Here is a 16755-nt window from a genome sequence, read left to right as displayed (position 1 = left end):
CAGGCCATCGGAGGCAAGTTGATGTCCAGGACATCCCGCATCCCTCGGGGACCGGATCCGCGTGGTCGTCGCGGCAGCCGATGTGTGGAGTTCCGGTCATGAGCCGTGCCTCGACCCTGCTCGAGATGCGATCGATCACCAAGACGTTCCCCGGAGTGACGGCGCTCGCCGATGTCAACCTCGAGGTCCGGGCGGGCGAGATCCACGCGATCTGCGGCGAGAACGGCGCCGGCAAATCCACGCTCATGAAGGTGCTGAGCGGCGTGCACCCCCACGGCACGTATTCCGGTGACATCGTCTACCAGGGCGAAGAGGTCCGCTTCCACGACATCCGGGGCAGTGAGCAGGCCGGCATCGTCATCATCCACCAGGAGCTCGCGCTGGTGCCGGGCATGTCGATCACCGAGAACATCTTCCTCGGCAACGAGCCGCGCAAGCGGGGCTCGATCGACTGGAAGGGCGCCCAGCGGCGGGCGGTCGAGCTGATGGAACAGGTCGGGCTCCGGGAGGACCCGGACACCCTGATCAAGGACATCGGCGTGGGCAAACAACAACTCGTCGAGATCGCGAAGGCGTTCGCGAAGGATGTGAAGCTGCTCATCCTCGACGAGCCGACCGCGGCCCTCAACGAGGCCGACTCCCAGCACCTGCTCGACCTGCTGCGTGGATTCAGGGAGCGCGGAATCACCTCGATCATCATTTCGCACAAGCTGAACGAGATCGAGGCGGTCGCCGACTCCATCACGATCCTGCGCGACGGCCGGACGATCGAGACCCTCGACATCAAGGCCGACGGAGTCAACGAGGACCGCATCGTGCGCGGCATGGTCGGCCGCGAGCTGGACAGCCGCTTCCCCGACCACACGCCGGACATCGGCGAGGTCTTCTTCGAGGTGCGCGACTGGACCGTCCGGCACCCGAACTCGGCCGAGCGGCTGGTGTGCAAGGGTTCGAGCTTCCAGGTCCGGCGCGGCGAGATCGTGGGCTTCGCCGGGCTCATGGGCGCCGGGCGTACCGAGCTCGCGATGAGCCTGTTCGGGCGCTCCTACGGCGTGTACCTGTCCGGCCAGGTTCTCAAGGAGGGCAAGGAGATCCAGCTGAGGTCGGTGGCGGACGCCATCGGGCACGGCCTCGCCTATGTGAGCGAGGACCGCAAGACGATCGGCCTCAACCTGCTCGACGACATCAAGACCTCGATGGTGGCCGCGAAGTTGTCGAAGATCTCCACGCGCGGGGTCGTCGACGCGGTCCAGGAGCACCGGGTCGCGGAGGAGTACCGCAAGAGCCTGAGGATCAAGACGCCCAACGTCGATGAGGGCGTCACGAAGTTGTCGGGCGGCAACCAGCAGAAGGTCGTCCTGGCGAAGTGGATGTTCACCGATCCGGACCTGCTGATCCTCGACGAGCCGACCCGCGGCATCGACGTGGGCGCCAAGTACGAGATCTACGGGATCATCCAGCGGCTCGCCGCCCAGGGCAAGGGGGTCATCGTCATCTCCTCGGAGCTGCCCGAGCTCATCGGCCTGTGCGACCGCATCTACACGGTGTTCGAGGGCACCATCACCGGGGACGTGGCGCGCCGCGACGCCAACCCCGAACTCCTCATGAAGCAGATGACCTCTACCAAGAAGATGCCGACTCCATGAGCCGAATCAAAGACCTGCAGAAGAACCTCTTCGGAGGCACGACCTCCAACGCCCGCCAGTTCGGCATGATCTTCACGCTCGTGGCGATCGTGGTGCTGTTCCAGATCTGGACCGACGGTCTGACCCTGACCTCCGGCAACCTCATCGCGGTGGTCAGCCAGTACTCCTACATCCTGATCCTGTCCATCGGCATGCTCATGGTGATCGTCGCCGGGCACATCGACCTCTCGGTCGGCTCGGTCGCCGCGTTCACCGGCATCGTGGTCGCCAAGGCGATGCAGGAGTTCTCGATCCCCTGGCCGCTGGGCATCGTGCTCGGCCTGCTGGTGGGCGTCGTGATCGGCGCGTGGCAGGGTTTCTGGGTCGCCTACGTCGGGGTGCCGGCCTTCATCGTGACCCTGGCCGGCATGCTGCTGTTCCGCGGCGGCAACCAGTACATCGGCAACGCCGACACGGTGCCGGTCCCCACCGGCTTCCGCCAGATCGGCGCCGGCTTCCTGCCCGAGGTGGGGCCGAACACCGGGTACAACAATCTGACGTTGCTGCTCGGCCTGGCCGCCTGCCTGGGCGTCGTCTGGCGGGAGCTGAAGTCGCGGCAGACGCGCCGCGAGATGCACGCCGACGTCGCGCCGATGTGGATCTCGCTGCTCCGGCTGGCCGTGATGCTGGGCGTCATCATCTTCACGACGCTGCGCTTCGCGGGGGGCCGCATCGGCACCAGCCTGCCGATCTCCGGCATCATCCTGATCGTCCTGGTGCTCGCGTACTCGTACTACACGCGCAACACCATCGGCGGCCGGCACATCTACGCAGTCGGCGGCAACGCCCGTGCGGCGGAGCTGTCCGGCGTGAAGCTCAAGCGGGTCAACTTCCTCGTCATGATGAACATGTCCGTGCTGGCCGCCCTGGCCGGCATGATCTTCGTGGCACGGTCCTCGGCCTCCGGCCCGCAGGACGGCCTGAGCTGGGAGCTCGACGCCATCGCGGCCGTCTTCATCGGCGGCGCGGCGGTCTCCGGCGGCCTCGGCACCATCAGCGGGTCGATCGTCGGCGGTCTCGTCATGGCCCTGCTCAACAACGGCCTGCAGCTCGAAGGCGTCGGCTCCGACATGGTCCAGATCATCAAGGGCCTGGTCCTGCTCCTGGCCGTCGCCTTCGACGTCTACAACAAGAGTCAGGGACGCTTCTCGATCATCGGGTCGCTGATGCGTCCGTTCCGCCGGGAGGCTCCGCCTCCACCGACGGGCCCATCACGTACGGACTCCGATCCTGACAAGGCTCCGGTCGCCAGGTGACCGATCGACCAGCACTGACATCACCGGGTTCCGGGGCGCTTGCCTCACCCCCCGTATCACTGCAAGAAGGGCTCATTTTCACGATGCGCACATTCCTCACCAGGAGTATCGCGGTAGCCGGTGCCGTGGCGCTGCTCACGCTGAGCGCCGCATGCTCCAACGAGCGCGAAGGCGCCACCAGCGCCGGCACCGGTGGCGCCACCGCCGCCGCCAAAGGCTTCGCGGCCGACGCCCTGATCGGCGTCGCGCTGCCGTCGAAGACCTCGGAGAACTGGGTGCTGGCCGGCGACCTGTTCGCCAACGGCCTCAAGGAGGCCGGCTTCAAATCCGACGTGCAGTACGCGGGCGCGTCCACCACCGTCGCCGACCAGCAGGCGCAGATCTCCGCCATGGTCACCAAGGGCGCGAAGGCGATCGTCATCGGCGCGACGGACGCCGCACAGCTCGCCACGCAGGTGGCGCAGGCCAAGCAGGCCGGCACGACCGTCATCGCCTACGACCGGCTCATCACCAACACGCCGGATGTGGACTACTACATCGCCTTCGACAACTTCAAGGTCGGCCAGCTGCAGGGGCAGGCCCTGCTCGACGGCATGAAGGCGAAGAAGGACAAGGGCCCGTGGACGGTCGAGCTGTTCTCCGGCTCGCCGGACGACAACAACTCCGCCGTCTTCTTCAACGGCGCCATGGAAGTGCTCAAGCCGGCCATCGACAAGGGTGACGTCGTCGTCGGCTCGGGCCAGGCGGAGATCAAGCAGACCGCGATCCAGGGCTGGAAGGCCGAGAACGCGCAGCAGCGGATGGACTCGCTGCTGACCTCGACCTACAACGGCAGCAAGACCCTCGACGGCGTCCTGTCCCCGAACGACACCCTCGCCCGCGCGATCATCACCTCGGTGAAGGGCGCCGGCAAGCCGGTCCCGGTCGTGACCGGCCAGGACTCCGAGGTGGAGTCCGTCAAGTCGATCGTGGCCGGCGAGCAGTACTCGACGATCAACAAGGACACGCGGAAGCTGGTCACCGCGACCGTGAACATGGTCAAGGCCCTGCAGACGGGCGGCACGCCCGAGATCAACGACACCAAGTCCTACGACAACGGTGTCAAGGTCGTCCCGTCGTACCTCCTCCCGCCGGTCATCGTCACCAAGGACAACGCGGCCGAGGCCTACGCCAACGACCCGAAGCTGGCCCCCCTCACCAAGTAGCGCCGGCACCGATGATGCCGTCGCGCGTCCCGGACTGATCCCGGGGCGCGCGAACGGCACTCCTTGAGGAAGCCTCGTGAATCTTTCGCGTACCTGGACCGGCCTCGTCGCTCTCCTCCTCGCAGGCACGACCGCGGGGCCGGTCTTGGCTGCGACCGCGCCGGCCTGCGACCTCGTCGTCGCCGGCGTCCGGCCCGACGTAGGCACCCAGCAGGCCTGGAACCGGTTCGGAGATCGCGCGGAAGCCGGACAATGGGCCGGAGCCGACGGCACGTACTCCGCCGCGCTGCCGGACGGGCGGGTCGCCTGGCTGTTCAACGACACCTTCCTCGGGCCGGTCGGGCCGGGGCGCTCCATCCGGCCGCACGACCCGGTGCACAACACCATCGTCACCAGCCGGCCGCTCACTACCTTGCTGGGCGGCGGCACCGCGCAGGAGCCCCTGCCGATCGTGGGGCCGCCCGGCACGGACCGGCCCTGGTACTGGAACGCCGACGGCATCGTCGACGAGGGCAAGCTCTACGTCTTCGAGGCGCAGCAGCAGAAGGCGGGGGAGGGTCACTTCGGCTTCGAGTGGATCGGGACCGACCTGGCCGTTCTCTCCCTGCCGGACCTGAAGGCCGAGCGGGTCGTGCCCACGTACGACTCGGCCGGCATCACCTGGGGCGTCGAACTCCTGCCCGTCGGCGAGCACATCTACATCTACGGCGTGCGGCAGCTCAAGGAGTGGCCGGGCACCAAGGAAGCCTTCGTCGCGCGGGCCCGCAAGGGCGAGCTGGACGGGACGTGGGAGTTCTTCACGGGAAGCGGATGGTCCGCCGACGAGCACGATTCGACGGCGATCGCCGGTGACGTCGGCTCGTCGTACGGCGTCTCCGAGGTGAACGGGCAGTACGTCATGGTCACGACGGACAGCTTCCTGGGCTCCGCGATCTACACCCTGACCGCGTCCACCCCCTTCGGCTTCGCCGGCGTCACGCGCCGGCAGGTCTACGACACCCCGGAGGGGCAGCCGGAGTACGACGACACCGCGTCGGGCGACGTCTACACCTACAACGTCGCGGCGCATCCGGTGCTGAGCCGGCCGAACACGCTCGTCGTGTCGTACAACGTCAACAGCACGAGCATCGACGACCTTTTCCGTGACATCGGCAACAACCGCGCGCGCTTCCTGGAGATCCGCTTCCGGCCTCAGCACCCGAACTGCCGCACGCCGCACGCCTGAGGCGCGCTGTAGGTGCCTTCGCGGCGTCAGGCGAGGAGCTCGTCGCCTCGGATGCGGGCGTGCAGGTGCATGTCGTGCCGGCCGTCGGAGTGGACGGCGTCGCTGCGCTTGGTGCCCTCAAGGAGGAAGCCGGATTTGACGGCGACCCGGCAGGAGGCGTCGTTGCGGGTCGAGTGATCCAGATGCAGGCGGTGGAACCCCGCCTCGCCCAGCGCCCAGACGCTCAGGGCCGTCAGCGCGCGGGAGGCGACACCCGCTCCACGGGCGGCGGGGAGCACCCAGTACGCGCACCCCGCGACACCGTCATCGAGATTCATCCCGCCCATGGCGATCCGCCCCAGCACCTCTCCGCCGCCGTGGGTGACCGCCCAGCTCGCGCCGGTCTCCTGCGCCCAGGCCTGACGATACTGATCGAACCACTCACGGACCTGGTCCTCGGAGGCGGGCTGGCGAGTGTGCCAGTGCCGGATCTCGGGGTCCCGGTAGGCAGCGAGGAAGACCGGCGCGTCGGAAGGCTCCCAGGGCCGCAGGAGCAGGCCGCCCGGGGCGGAGAGCGTCGGTTGCGGGCCGGCGGCAAGGGTGCCGGCGGGGATGGCAGGCGGCGTCGACAGAGCTGACCTCACGCCTCATCTTCTCCTGGCGGTGACGATCGGACAGACTGGCCCATTTTGTCACGCTTGGCCCAGTTTTGATCCCCGCGTACGGCCACCCCCATGGTCATCCCGCACTCCTCCACTTCGCAGGAGGTCGAGCCGGCGCCGTCAGATCCGCTGAGCACGGTAACGGGCCGCTTCGCAGGTCCACTCCAGGGTGGCGTGGGGGAGCGCGAGGTAGGCGCAGGCGACCTTGCTGGCCGCCCGGGCGCTGCCGTGGGACAGGCCGAGACCGCGGTAGACGGCGGGTAGCGCGCGTGCGGCGCGGCTCAGGTCGGTGGTGCGGGCGGCGATGCGGTCGATCACCCAGGAGACGGCCGCGTCGGGGGGCAGGCCGAGATGGTGCTGGGCGGCCAGGACGTAGTTGGACAGATCAGCCTCGTGCTCGTCCTTGTCCAACGTGAGGACGTCGTTGCACCAGACGGCCACGTCGTTGGCGGCGTCGGCGAGGTCGCTCCAGGCCGGCAGGCACATCAGGGACGCGGGCAGTTCGGTGCCGAGGACGGCCTCGCCCGCGTCGAAGATGAACGAGGCGGAGGCGACACGGCGATGGCGTGGGTAGTCGGCCAGCGGGCTGAATTGCCCGGTACGCCTGGTGCGGATCTCCCAGTGGGTGCTCTGGCGGTTGAGCTCCAGGTGGGCGCGGAACCGGCCGCGCCAGGCGGGGCCCATGCCCGCCGAGGTGACCTGCCAGAGCTGGGTGAAGGCGCGTTCCATGGGGTCGGCGTGCGCCGGCGCGTGATCGTGGTCGACCACGTGGAGCAGCCGGGTGTAGGTGTCGTCGATCTCTTGCGAGGTGGGGCGGAATCGTTCGTCCCAGTGGTCATCGAGCAGTACGACCCAGGTCAGCCATTGGGAGAACAGCACGAGCTTGTCGTCGCCGGAGTCGGTGAACACCCGCCCGGCCATGCGGTGGCCGTCGATGGCGGGCAGGTGCCGCGAAGCCTCGGGGTTACCGGCCAGCCCGGTCTGCCGAGCCCAGCTCAGCACCTGCTGCCCGGCGGCGTCGACGCGCGGGTGCATGCGGCACCGGCCGAGCAGGGCGGGGACTCGCTGGAGGAGAGGGTGCAGGTGCGGCCGGGCGTCGGCAGGCGCCGTCATGCGGCAGGAAGGCTGCCGAAGAGCAGGTTGCCGATGGCGCTGGGGTCGGCGGAGGTGTAGTAGTCACGCGCCGCCTGGAGCAGCTCGCCACGGCTCAGCGCGCCGTCGCCGTCGCGGTCGAGCGCGGCGAAGGCCTGCTCGCTGTCCTGCTCGGACCGGCCGAACGCCTCGTGGATCAGCTGGAACTCCTCCGCTTGTACGAGGCCGTCGCCGTCGGTGTCGGCCAGGGCGAGCACCGCGTCGATCGCCGGGCGGAAGATCGGCTCGAAGCGGTCGCCGTCGATGAACGAGGCGATCAGCGAGGAACGGTATTCGCCGGGGGTGATGCGGCTGTCGCCGTTGAGGTCGGCCGCGGCGGCGATCGTGTCCCAGAGGGCGTCGAAGGAGTCGGCCACGCTCCGGCCCTGTGTCCCCGCCGGCGAGGCGCCGAAGCCGACGAGCAGGCGGGCGCCGAGGCCCTGCAGGTCGTCACGGGTGATGACGCCGTTGCCGTCGACGTCGATGTGGGTGAACGACCGGTCAATCTTGAGGACCTGGAGATCGGTGGCCAATGCGCTGCCTTTCGTCGGTGAAGCGGGACTCCCGGCAGACACTCTATGCATCTCTTCGATCGCTATATGTAGCCGACACGTGACAAGATCGTTGCTCGGCGGCCGGACCAGCACGGGAAAGGATCAGTTGGGGAACCACGATCGGGATCGGCTGTCCAGGACGCGGGCGGGCGTCAGAAGGCGTTGACGAGCACGACGTAGGCGGCGGTGCCGATCCCGACGGGCAGGATCGTGCGGCGGCCGACGGCGAGGCTCGGCGACGAGCACCCGCACGGCCTCGCCGAGGCCTGGGCGCGGCTCGCCCAGGACGTGCCGAACCGGCGCTCCTCATAGCAGGCGGGCGAGCTCGGCGATGAGCTCCAGCTGGTCGAGCTGAGCGTCGAGGGACGGCGCCGCGAGGCGGCAGATGAGGTGTTCCGCGCCCGCCGCCGCATAGCGGGCCAGCGTGGCGGCCACCTGCCCGGCCGGGCCCGCGACCATCGCCTGGATCGTCCGCACCGTCTCGTACGGCAGGCCGTACGTGGCCCGGCAGTAGGCGTCGAGCTGCCGTTCTCCGCCTTCCACGTCGTCGGTGACCAGCACTGTGACGAACAGCGCCGGGGTGAGCGCGTCCACGGGGCGTCCCGTCGACGCGGCGGTGCGCCGTACCGCCGCGAGGCCCGTCCGGTAGTCGGCGGGATCGGGCGGGTAGGGCAGCCACCCGTCGTAGAGCCGCCCGGCGCGCTCCAGCGCCGACGGGCTCGCCCCGGCCAGCCAGATCGGCGGCCCGCCTGGCCGGTAGGAGGGCGTGCACTCGGGCAGTTCGTCGAAGCGCAGCACCTTGCCGTGGTAGGCCCGCTCGCCCGCCCACAGCGCCCGCCACAGGGCCACCGTGTCGTCCAGCCGTCCGAAGCGGCGCTCCCACGGCACCTCCGACACCGCGTACTCGATCTCGGACCGGCCGGGGAAGCCCGCGCCCACGGTGAGGAGCAAACGCCCGGCAGACAGGTGGTCGATGGAGGCGAGCTCCTGCGCGGCCGTGACCGGACGGCGGAAGGCGGGCAGCAGCGTCGCCGTGCCGAGCGTGACGCGCTCGGTCGCCGGTGCGAGGGCGGCGAGCATGGCCAGCGGTTCGACGCGCGGGCCGAGCAGGGTGTCGTTGGCCCACACCGAGTCGTAGCCGAGCCGTTCAGCGCGGACGCCGAAGTCGACCAGCCGCCGGGCGTCGTCCCACTGGCTGTGGTTGGTGGGGAGCAGAACCCCCAGTCGCGTGTTCATGGGACGGATCGTGCTCCCTCCCGGGAATGACGACAATTCCCTCAAAGGAATGAACGATCCGGCACACTGGACACGTGGACTTCCCCCATGCCCTGCGCTCGACCAGGCAGCGCCGCCGTCTCAGCCAGCTCGACCTCGCGCTGCGCGCGGGCACGACGCAACGCCACCTCAGCTTCATGGAGAGCGGCCGCTCCCGGCCCGGCCGGTCCATGGTGGTACGGCTCAGCGAGTCGATGGACCTGCCGCTCAGGGAGCGCAACGAACTCCTGCTCGCGGCCGGTTACGCCCCCGTCTACCCGCGGACCCCGCTGGACGACCCGGCCCTGGAGCACGTACGCACCGCGCTGCGGCACATCCTGACCGGGCACCTGCCCTATCCCGCGATCGTCGTGGACGCGCGGCACGACCTGGTGCTCGCCAACGACGCCATCGACCTGCTCACCGAGGGCGTCGCGGAACACCTGCTGCGCCCGCCGGTCAACGTGCTGCGTCTCTCCCTGCACCCGGAAGGCATGGCGCCGCGCATCGTCAACCTGGAGCAGTGGGCCCAGCACATCCTCGACCGCATCCCCCGGGACGACGAGCTGTATGAGGAACTGTCCGGCTACGTGCCGCACTCCGCGCCGGGCCCCGACCACGTGGGCTTCGCCGTCCCGGTACGGCTGCGCTCGGCGCGCGGCGAACTGCGGCTCACGACCACGATCACGACGTTCGCGACCGCGCTCGACGTGACCGTGGCAGAGCTGAAGCTGGAGGCGTTCCTGCCCGCCGACGCGACCACGGCGGCGCTGCTGGCCACGTGAGCCGCTGAACGGTCCGGCCCGCCGTTCCTCACGAGCGGTTTCTGGAGGAACCGCGCGGGGGAGCGGCGGTGCTCTCCCTGATGACGAGTTCGGTGGCGAGTTCGACGCGGCTCTGCGGCAGCGGTTCGCCGTTAGCCAGCGTCAGCAACATCGTGGCCGCCGCCTTGGCCATCTGGGTGAGGGGCTGGCGGATCGTGGTCAGCGGTGGGATCGCCCACCGCATCGGCGGCAGGTCGTCGAAGCCGATCACACTCAGCTCTTCGGGGATGCGCACGCCCAGCTCGCGGGCCGCGTGATAGGCACCGATGGCCTGACCGTCGTTGGTGGCGAAGATCGCGGTCGGCGGGTCGGGCAGGCGCAGCAGCCTTCGCGCCTGCGCCAGGCCGCCCTCGATGAGGAAGTCACCCCGGCCCACCAGCTCCGGGTCGGCCGCCACACCCGCCATGTCCAGGGCGGTACGGTAGCCGTCGAACCGTGCCCGGGCGGCCAGCGCGTAGTCGGGGCCGGTGATGATGGCGATGCGGCGGTGCCCCAGCTCCAGCAGGTGGCGGGTGGCGGCCAGGCCACCGTTCCAGTTGCTCGCGCCCACCGACGGGATGCCCTTGCCGGGGTCGTCGGCCGGATCCACCACCACGAGAGGGATCTCGCGGTGCGCGAGCTGCTCCCGCTCGGTCTCGGCCAGGCTGGAGAACACCGCGATCACCCCGACCCCGGTGGGACGGCGGCGCAGCACCCCCTCCACCCAGCCCCGGCCGGGGGCGGGGTCGTGCTGCAGCTCCGACACCCCCACCGTGAGCTGGTGCTCGTGCGCGACCTCCTCGACACCCTTGATGATCTCGATGGGGTAGTCGCCTTCCAACGCGTGGAAGACCAGCTCCACCAGGGCCGCCGAGATGGATCGGCGGCGCTGGCGCCGGTAGCCGTGCCGGCGGATGAGCTCTTCGACGGCGGCCCGGGTTTCGGACGAGACCTCCGAGCGGCCGTTCACGACCTTGGACACCGTCGCGGTGGAGACCCCGGCCAGCTCGGCGAGCTGGGCGATGGTGAGAGGGGACGGCTCCACGGTCATGGTCGCAGTCTAGCGACGCGATGACCACCGGCGAGCTCGAGAGTCCGCTGGAGGGTGGCCCGTTCTGACCGGTTCTCATGCGCCGGCGATAAGCTCACGGGTGATCAGCGCCCGGTTCGGGGGCATATGGCCCGACCGCCCCAGACGGATCCGGGCTGCACCGCTACGACCCCCGACGGCACGTTGATCGGCAAGCTGCCGCTGCCCGGATCCTGCCCACCTGTCAGACCAAGGAGTAACCGTGACCGACTTGTCGCCCACATCCCCGCAGCAGGAGATCGCCCGCGATCTCCAGGTGAGCGCGTCCTTCGACGTGCTGCAGGAGATCGAGCGCCGGGTGGCCTTTCTCGCCGACCAGCTGACCTCCACGGGTATGCGCTCGTTGGTGCTGGGCATCAGCGGCGGTGTGGACTCCATGACCGCGGGCCGGCTGTGCCAGCTCGCGGCCGAGCGAGTCCGTGCCGCCGGGCAGGATGCGACGTTCTACGCGATGCGGCTGCCCTACGGGGACCAGGCTGACGAGAAGGACGCGCAGCTGGCGCTGGAGTTCATCCGGCCGGACCGGAGCCTGACCGTCGATGTGAAGCCCGTCAGCGACGCGGCGCTGGAGGCGGTGCTGGCCGGCGGCGTGGTCTTCCGCGACGCGCACCACCAGGACTTCGTGCGCGGCAACATCAAGGCCAGGCAGCGCATGATCGCCCAGTACACGGTGGCGAACGCGCACCAAGGCCTGGTGGTCGGCACCGACCACGCCGCCGAGGCGGTCTCGGGCTTCTTCACCAAGTTCGGCGACGGCGCGGCCGACGTGGTTCCGCTCACCGGCCTCACCAAGCGGCGTGTGCGGGCCATGGCGCAGGCTCTGGGGGCGCCGTCCGTGCTGGTTCACAAGACCCCGACCGCGGACCTGGAGACGCTCAACCCGGGCAGGCCCGATGAGGAGGCGCTCGGCGTCACCTACGACGACATCGACGATCTCCTGGAGGGCAAGCCGGTCGACGAGGCCGCCTTCGCGACCATCGTCCACCGCTACCGGCTCACCGAGCACAAGAGGCAGCCGCCGATCGCCCCCTGAGCCTCCAGGATCCGGCACCCCCGCCCGCGGTTTGCGCAGGGTGATGAACGCCGTCCCGCCGCGCGCCTCGACCTTGCGCGATTTCACGAAGACTCCGGCGTACGGCAGCCCATATCGTCCTGAGATCTCGCCTCCGCGGACAACAGCGGGAGGGGAGCCGGTGGATGCGCGGGGGTGTTCATGGTGAAATGCGCGCAACGGATCGTGGTCGGCGGAGCGGACGAACTGCCGGCGTGGTTGCTCGACGGCATGTTCCGGCTCCGCCACGAGGTGTTCTACGAACGTCTCGGCTGGGACGTCGACAGCCTCGACGGCAGGGAACGCGATTTCTACGACGACTGCGATCCGGTTTATGTGATCAGTTACGTGGAGGGCTGCCAGGAGGTCACCGGATGTTGCCGGCTGCTGCCCACCGACGGTCCGTACATGTTGCGCGACGTCTTTTCCGAGATGTTGCACGGCGGCCTGGCTCCTTGCGATCCGGCCGTCTGGGAGCTCAGCCGACTGGCCACCGGGCGCGCCTGGTCGCGTAACGCGGCGGGCGGTCTCGGCCCCCTTGCCCTCGCGCTGCTCTGGGAGGCGTTCCGCTGGGTCGATCAGCACGGTGACACCGTGGTCGCGGTCTCCAGCGTGGCCCTGGAACGCAGCGCGAATGCCACCGGCGTGAGCACCCGGCGCCTCGGTGGCGGCAGAGCGATGCGCATCGGCAGGCTTCTCTGCTCCGCCTACACCACGTCGACCAGGGATTTCCTGGAGAACGCGCTTCCGGCGCCCGAAGGGGAGACGCATTGCCACGGTGGCTGAGGACGTTCCTCCGAATCGGTGTCGGAACCGTCTTCACGCCCAGACGAACTCCGGGCGGACGCCGCGTCCGATGAGGTCCTTGCCGACAGACTTCAGGTCGAGCATCGCCGACACGTTCGGCACCGCCGACGATGTCCAGCAGGACTCCAGGTCGGTCATCAGCTGGGTCAGAATGCGCCGGAACTCCAGCGACAGTTCCGGCTCCGCCGTCGAGGGCTCGAAGTGGTGCACCTCGGGCAAGGTGATGGGCGCGCCGCTGTAGCTCCACTCATCACCGACCTTGATCAGCCGCTTTCCTACGTAGAGTTCCTTGAACAGGTAGTAGTGCGCGTGGCTCGTGTTCACACCGGTGGGCGAGTCGGGCGAATCGGGTACGCCTTCTCCCTCGCTCTTGATCCGGTCGATCGTCTCGATCGCGTCGGCGACGGTCCGGATCGGCCGCGCGAGGCGGACCTTCACCGCGCGGGCGTTCGGATCGATCGCGGGATTGGTCTCCCGGAACGTCTCGATGATCGTGTCGTAGAAGGCGCCGATCGTCGGCGGCGGCTCCGCCAGGCGGGCGACGGGGGGAAAGTCTGGCTGCTCGATCTGCATGAACACCGCGATCTGGTCCTTGACCAGCGGTTTGAGGTCGATCGGCAGTGTCTGCGGGATGCCGCCGGGGAGCTCGTCCGCCGGGTAGACGGGCAGGAAATCCGTGTGGGTCACCGACGGCCTGCCGCCGACCGCCGTGAGCAGGTTCCCCGCCAGCGCGAAGTGATCCATCTCCTGCCTGACTATCCGATATGAATTCCTTTATGCTGTCTGTCCGCATTCTGCTCGGCGGGCCGCCAGTGTTACAGGCGACACACCCAAAACCACAGCTCACAGCCTGTACGACAGCACCCTGGCCGATCCTGTTATCTGTTTGAGATCTTCTCTTCTATCCCCGTTTCGCTCCTCTGACCGGGCAACCGCCCGGCCGTGGAACAGGGACAGAAGGGCTGTAAATGCGCCGAGTCGCGCTCCCCGTTGTCAGCGCCGCCGCCACCGCGCTCCTCCTCACGCCCATCACCACCGGCCCGGCCGCAGCCTGGGCCGCAGCGCCGGCAGGCAGCGCCCCGATGTGCGTGGCCGTCTGGCAAACCACGGGAAGGATCACCAAGACCGGATATGCCCGCAATGACTGCAACACCCGGATTCGACTGAAAATCAAATGGGCCCGCGGGACCGACAGCGACTGCCAGACCGTCGACCCCCGCCAGACCATCTCCTCCCAGGTGCCACGAGGCGTCCGCTCCTTCGACGGTGCCGACACCTGCTGAAGCGCCGAAAAGGCCTCCGCCCCGGCGGCACTGTTGGCGAATTGCGCTGGGCCGCCCCCTGGGCCGTACACCTTCCTCCTGGTGTGCGGTCCGAGGGGCGGCCCGTTCCTCGGTGTTACGTATGGGGCGACGAGCGGACAGCCGGCGCGTCCCACCTAGTAGGAGAGGCTCACTGCTCGGCCAGTTCGTCCATGTTCTCTAGCAGCTGGTCGTCGGCGACGTAGTCGGCGGGCTCGTCCGTGTGCTTGCGGCGTTCGACATTGACTCTGATGTCGCATTTGACTTCGATGCGGACGTGGGAAGAGCGGTATACCGGGCCGGTGCCGCACACCGTGACCCTGCTCGGCGCCTGGTGATCGTCGGCCATGGCCGCGCCGGAACCCGTGATCGCCCCGGTCGTGAGCAGGGCGATGGCGACGGCGCATGCCCCGCCCATCTGACGTGCCTTCATGTTGCACTCCTCTAGTTCCTGAGATCCGATCCGGTTCGATCGAAGTCACAGAAAGTCATATTCCAACTACTTAAGGTAGTCATGCTGTCCGATGTCTCTGCATATCGGAAAGGTTCCTCTATGGGGCGATTTGATCCACTCCGCCGCATCCGACACAGGTATCATCCGCGTCGCGGGCGCACCGGCAGGGTGAGCCCGTGCGGGCCGCTCAGACGCAAGGACGGCTCGTCCGCGCCGTCAAAGCGGGGAGCCGGTTGGTTTCAGCATGGGCACCAGGAACTGCCGGGCCACCGCGGCCAGTTGCGCGTCGTCGTCGAGGTCGATGACGTGGCTGGGAGTCGCCAGGAAGGAGGCGGAGATCCGGACCATCATCTCGGCCACGAGGTCGGTGTTCAGGTCGCCGGAGACGTTGCCCGCGCGTTGCTCGTGGCGGAGCTGGCCGGCGACGAACCGGCGCACGGTGGCGAGGGTCTGCCCCCCGTCGGCGATCATGGAGGGCACCAGCAGGTCCGGTTCCGTGGCGATCAGACCGCCGATCAGCGGGTTGTCGCGGATGGCGCGTAGCGAGCTCACAAAGCCCAGGACCACGCGATCGGCGGCGGTGCCGGCTTGTTCGATGTCGATGAGGAACTGGTCGAAGTATCGGCGGAACTCCCGGCGTACGACATGTTCGACCAGCGCGTCCTTCGTGGCGAAGCGCCGGTAGACCGTGATCCGCGAGACTTTGGCCCGCCGGGCGACGTCCTCCATGGTGGACCGCCTGATTCCCATCCGGCAGAACTGCTCATATGCGGCGTCGAGTATGCGGGCACGGAGCTCGTCGGTGTCGTCGACCCGTCCGACGGCATCAAGGTATGCGCGTTCGAGCAACGACTCTGAGGTCGACGGCGTCATGAGGCCCGACAACGCGGATTCCACGATCACCTCCTGTAGTTGATTCTGCCTCATCCCCCAACACCCGCCGAAGGCCGCGGGATCACCGACGCCGACCTCGACGGCCTGCGCAACATCTGCCGCTGCGGCACCTGCTTCCGTATCCGCGAAGCCATCGAGGCCGGCGCCGGGAACATGTGAGGCAGCGCTCGCCGACAGGCGGCGAGCGCTGCCTCACATCGCGTTACGTGTGGTCCTTGTCCTTGTTCCAGTTACAGGTCGGGTAGCTGGAGCCGCGGATGGAGCTGAAGTTGTCTTCGGACATCCACCCGTACGTCCTGGTCCCCTTGACCCGCCCGTAGACCCAGAGGTTGCCGTGGGAGTTCTTTCTCCAGCAGTTGAAGTAGAGCACCTGGCCCCTGTGCATCCGCTTCACGTTGCAATCGTTCATGAGCGGCTTGTTCTTGAGGTTGTAGGACCCCTTCATGACACCGAAGCCGTCGTCCAGATTCGGGCCGCTGGCCGGGATCGATATGCACGGGACCGAGGAGGTCGCGGCCTGGGCGGCCGGGGCACTCGCCAAGGCCAGGCTCGCGATCGCGCCGGCGGTCGCGAGCACTGCCGTGGAGGACTTGCTCAAAAGACGCATATGGATTCCCTCTCCGTTGACTCCTACTTTCGGAACCGGCCTCTCGGAGAGTGTGAGCCCCGCCGTGTTGAGGATCTGTTGAGGATGTGTTGGCTCCTGTTCGGATGTGTCCGCGGCGTCCTACCGATGACCTGGCGCCAGGGTGAAGTCGATCTCGAAGGAGCGGTTCCAGGGGAACCTGACGTCGTCGATCGTCCAGTCCGGTGCGAACCCGTGCAGGATGGGCTTGAGCCTTTCGTGCGCCGCGACGGAGTCAGGCTCGCCGGCGCGGACGATCGCCTGGTAGCCGTAGTCCTCGGTCAGGCGATGCAGGAGGAGGCGGCGGGCGGCGGTGCTGTCGAGGGTGTTCTCCCGGGTGCCGACGACGGTCGCCACAGCGGCCGCGACCACCGAGCCGATCGTGTTGCCCGCGGTGTTCCAGCCGCCGTAGGCGAGCAGCCGGTCCACGAGCCCTTCCGCCCGCAGCGCCTCGACCAGGGCAGGGTCGCCGCCGTTGGTGTGGCGGACGTCGGCCAGGGCGACGGGCGCGCCGGATTCGCGGACCGCCCGGACGGTCGCGGCGACCGCGGCGGGGTCCGGGCTGGGCGGGTTGCCGCACCAGTCGGTACGGCCGGGGTCGGGGGTGTGCAGGACGAGGGCGACGTCGGCGTCCTGGCCGGGTTCGGCCACGTGGGCGCCGGCGGCGAGGCTCTGCCTGCGGGCGCCGGCTCCTGCGGGCAGGCTCTCGTAGGCGGCGTCGATGTCGAGCCCGGCCGGGTCGCCGCTGACCACGCTGAAGCGGATGGGACGGCCGTGAC

The 16755-nt window shown here is 68.7% G+C and carries 20 protein-coding genes; 10 read left to right on the top strand and 10 right to left on the bottom strand.

Annotated elements, in window-relative coordinates; genetic code table 11:
* Positions 1-98: 98 nt before the first annotated feature.
* From mmsA to ACFPZ3_RS37315, 4 genes are all read left to right on the top strand, one after another.
* The gene (gene mmsA, locus ACFPZ3_RS37330) at positions 99-1646 is read left to right on the top strand and encodes a multiple monosaccharide ABC transporter ATP-binding protein (protein WP_379519048.1); all 1548 of its coding nucleotides are present in this window, start codon (positions 99-101) and stop codon (positions 1644-1646) included.
* Positions 1643-2941 (top strand): multiple monosaccharide ABC transporter permease, encoded by a 1299-nt coding sequence (mmsB, locus tag ACFPZ3_RS37325; protein ID WP_379519047.1) that lies wholly within the window; start codon positions 1643-1645, stop codon positions 2939-2941. The genes mmsA and mmsB overlap by 4 nt, the downstream gene beginning before the upstream one ends.
* Positions 2942-3024: 83 nt before the next feature.
* A complete protein-coding gene (locus tag ACFPZ3_RS37320) occupies positions 3025-4146 on the top strand; it encodes a substrate-binding domain-containing protein (RefSeq protein WP_379519046.1) in 1122 nt (373 codons plus the stop codon).
* Positions 4147-4222: 76 nt separating this feature from the next.
* Positions 4223-5371 carry a hypothetical protein gene (locus ACFPZ3_RS37315; protein ID WP_379519045.1) on the top strand — a complete coding sequence of 383 codons (1149 nt, stop codon included), beginning with the start codon at positions 4223-4225 and terminating at the stop codon, positions 5369-5371.
* Between the two features lie 26 nt (positions 5372-5397).
* On the opposite strand, the gene ACFPZ3_RS37310 is transcribed toward ACFPZ3_RS37315, so the two are convergent.
* The 3 genes from ACFPZ3_RS37310 to ACFPZ3_RS37300 form a co-directional block, all read right to left on the bottom strand.
* Positions 5398-5994: a GNAT family N-acetyltransferase gene (locus ACFPZ3_RS37310; RefSeq protein WP_379519044.1), complete on the bottom strand. Its 597-nt coding sequence runs from the start codon at positions 5992-5994 to the stop codon at positions 5398-5400.
* A gap of 138 nt (positions 5995-6132) precedes the next feature.
* A complete protein-coding gene (locus tag ACFPZ3_RS37305; RefSeq protein WP_379519043.1) occupies positions 6133-7125 on the bottom strand; it encodes a terpene synthase family protein in 993 nt (330 codons plus the stop codon).
* Positions 7122-7676, bottom strand: a complete 555-nt coding sequence (locus ACFPZ3_RS37300; RefSeq protein ID WP_379519042.1) for an EF-hand domain-containing protein — start codon at positions 7674-7676, stop codon at positions 7122-7124. The genes ACFPZ3_RS37305 and ACFPZ3_RS37300 overlap by 4 nt, the downstream gene beginning before the upstream one ends.
* Positions 7677-7883: 207 nt before the next feature.
* Here ACFPZ3_RS37300 and ACFPZ3_RS37295 point away from each other — a divergent pair, with 207 nt between their 5' ends.
* Complete coding sequence (locus tag ACFPZ3_RS37295; protein WP_379519041.1) at positions 7884-8009, top strand: hypothetical protein; 126 nt, start codon at positions 7884-7886, stop codon at positions 8007-8009.
* Here ACFPZ3_RS37295 and ACFPZ3_RS37290 read toward each other — a convergent pair.
* The gene (locus ACFPZ3_RS37290; protein WP_379519040.1) at positions 8004-8933 is read right to left on the bottom strand and encodes an LLM class flavin-dependent oxidoreductase; all 930 of its coding nucleotides are present in this window, start codon (positions 8931-8933) and stop codon (positions 8004-8006) included. The two genes, ACFPZ3_RS37295 and ACFPZ3_RS37290, sit on opposite strands and share 6 nt — an antisense overlap.
* A gap of 74 nt (positions 8934-9007) precedes the next feature.
* Between ACFPZ3_RS37290 and ACFPZ3_RS37285 the strand changes: the two genes are divergently transcribed.
* A complete protein-coding gene (locus tag ACFPZ3_RS37285; RefSeq protein WP_379519039.1) occupies positions 9008-9736 on the top strand; it encodes a helix-turn-helix domain-containing protein in 729 nt (242 codons plus the stop codon).
* A 28-nt stretch (positions 9737-9764) separates the two neighbouring features.
* Here the strand turns inward: ACFPZ3_RS37285 and ACFPZ3_RS37280 are convergent, their stop codons facing one another.
* The gene (locus ACFPZ3_RS37280) at positions 9765-10805 is read right to left on the bottom strand and encodes a LacI family DNA-binding transcriptional regulator (RefSeq protein WP_379519038.1); all 1041 of its coding nucleotides are present in this window, start codon (positions 10803-10805) and stop codon (positions 9765-9767) included.
* Positions 10806-11046: 241 nt separating this feature from the next.
* On the opposite strand from ACFPZ3_RS37280, the gene nadE reads away from it, so the two are divergent.
* Both nadE and ACFPZ3_RS37270 read left to right on the top strand, forming a co-directional pair.
* Positions 11047-11877, top strand: a complete 831-nt coding sequence (nadE, locus tag ACFPZ3_RS37275) for an ammonia-dependent NAD(+) synthetase (protein WP_379519037.1) — start codon at positions 11047-11049, stop codon at positions 11875-11877.
* 180 nt (positions 11878-12057) lie between these two features.
* Entirely contained in the window at positions 12058-12681 is a 624-nt protein-coding gene (locus ACFPZ3_RS37270; protein WP_379519227.1) for an acyl-homoserine-lactone synthase, read from the top strand.
* Positions 12682-12714: 33 nt separating this feature from the next.
* Here the strand turns inward: ACFPZ3_RS37270 and ACFPZ3_RS37265 are convergent, their stop codons facing one another.
* Positions 12715-13461, bottom strand: coding sequence for a ferritin-like domain-containing protein (locus ACFPZ3_RS37265; protein ID WP_379519226.1), 747 nt, complete (start codon positions 13459-13461; stop codon positions 12715-12717).
* Between the two features lie 209 nt (positions 13462-13670).
* Here ACFPZ3_RS37265 and ACFPZ3_RS37260 point away from each other — a divergent pair, with 209 nt between their 5' ends.
* Positions 13671-13985 (top strand): hypothetical protein, encoded by a 315-nt coding sequence (locus ACFPZ3_RS37260; protein WP_379519036.1) that lies wholly within the window; start codon positions 13671-13673, stop codon positions 13983-13985.
* Between the two features lie 169 nt (positions 13986-14154).
* Here ACFPZ3_RS37260 and ACFPZ3_RS37255 read toward each other — a convergent pair whose 3' ends face one another.
* A complete protein-coding gene (locus ACFPZ3_RS37255) occupies positions 14155-14436 on the bottom strand; it encodes a hypothetical protein (protein ID WP_379519035.1) in 282 nt (93 codons plus the stop codon).
* A gap of 237 nt (positions 14437-14673) precedes the next feature.
* Positions 14674-15330, bottom strand: a complete 657-nt coding sequence (locus ACFPZ3_RS37250) for a TetR/AcrR family transcriptional regulator (protein ID WP_379519225.1) — start codon at positions 15328-15330, stop codon at positions 14674-14676.
* A 39-nt stretch (positions 15331-15369) separates the two neighbouring features.
* On the opposite strand from ACFPZ3_RS37250, the gene ACFPZ3_RS37245 reads away from it, so the two are divergent.
* Positions 15370-15510 (top strand): (2Fe-2S)-binding protein, encoded by a 141-nt coding sequence (locus ACFPZ3_RS37245; protein WP_379519034.1) that lies wholly within the window; start codon positions 15370-15372, stop codon positions 15508-15510.
* Positions 15511-15553: 43 nt separating this feature from the next.
* On the opposite strand, the gene ACFPZ3_RS37240 is transcribed toward ACFPZ3_RS37245, so the two are convergent.
* Both ACFPZ3_RS37240 and ACFPZ3_RS37235 read right to left on the bottom strand, forming a co-directional pair.
* The gene (locus ACFPZ3_RS37240; RefSeq protein ID WP_379519033.1) at positions 15554-15958 is read right to left on the bottom strand and encodes a hypothetical protein; all 405 of its coding nucleotides are present in this window, start codon (positions 15956-15958) and stop codon (positions 15554-15556) included.
* Between the two features lie 120 nt (positions 15959-16078).
* Positions 16079-16755 (bottom strand): DUF4127 family protein (locus ACFPZ3_RS37235; protein WP_379519032.1); only part of this gene is annotated, 677 nt, incomplete at its 5' end.

The sequence above is a fragment of the Nonomuraea insulae genome, assembly GCF_042656245.1.
Note: the sequence above shows the minus strand (reverse complement) of the source record. Positions and strands in the feature narration are given on the sequence as shown.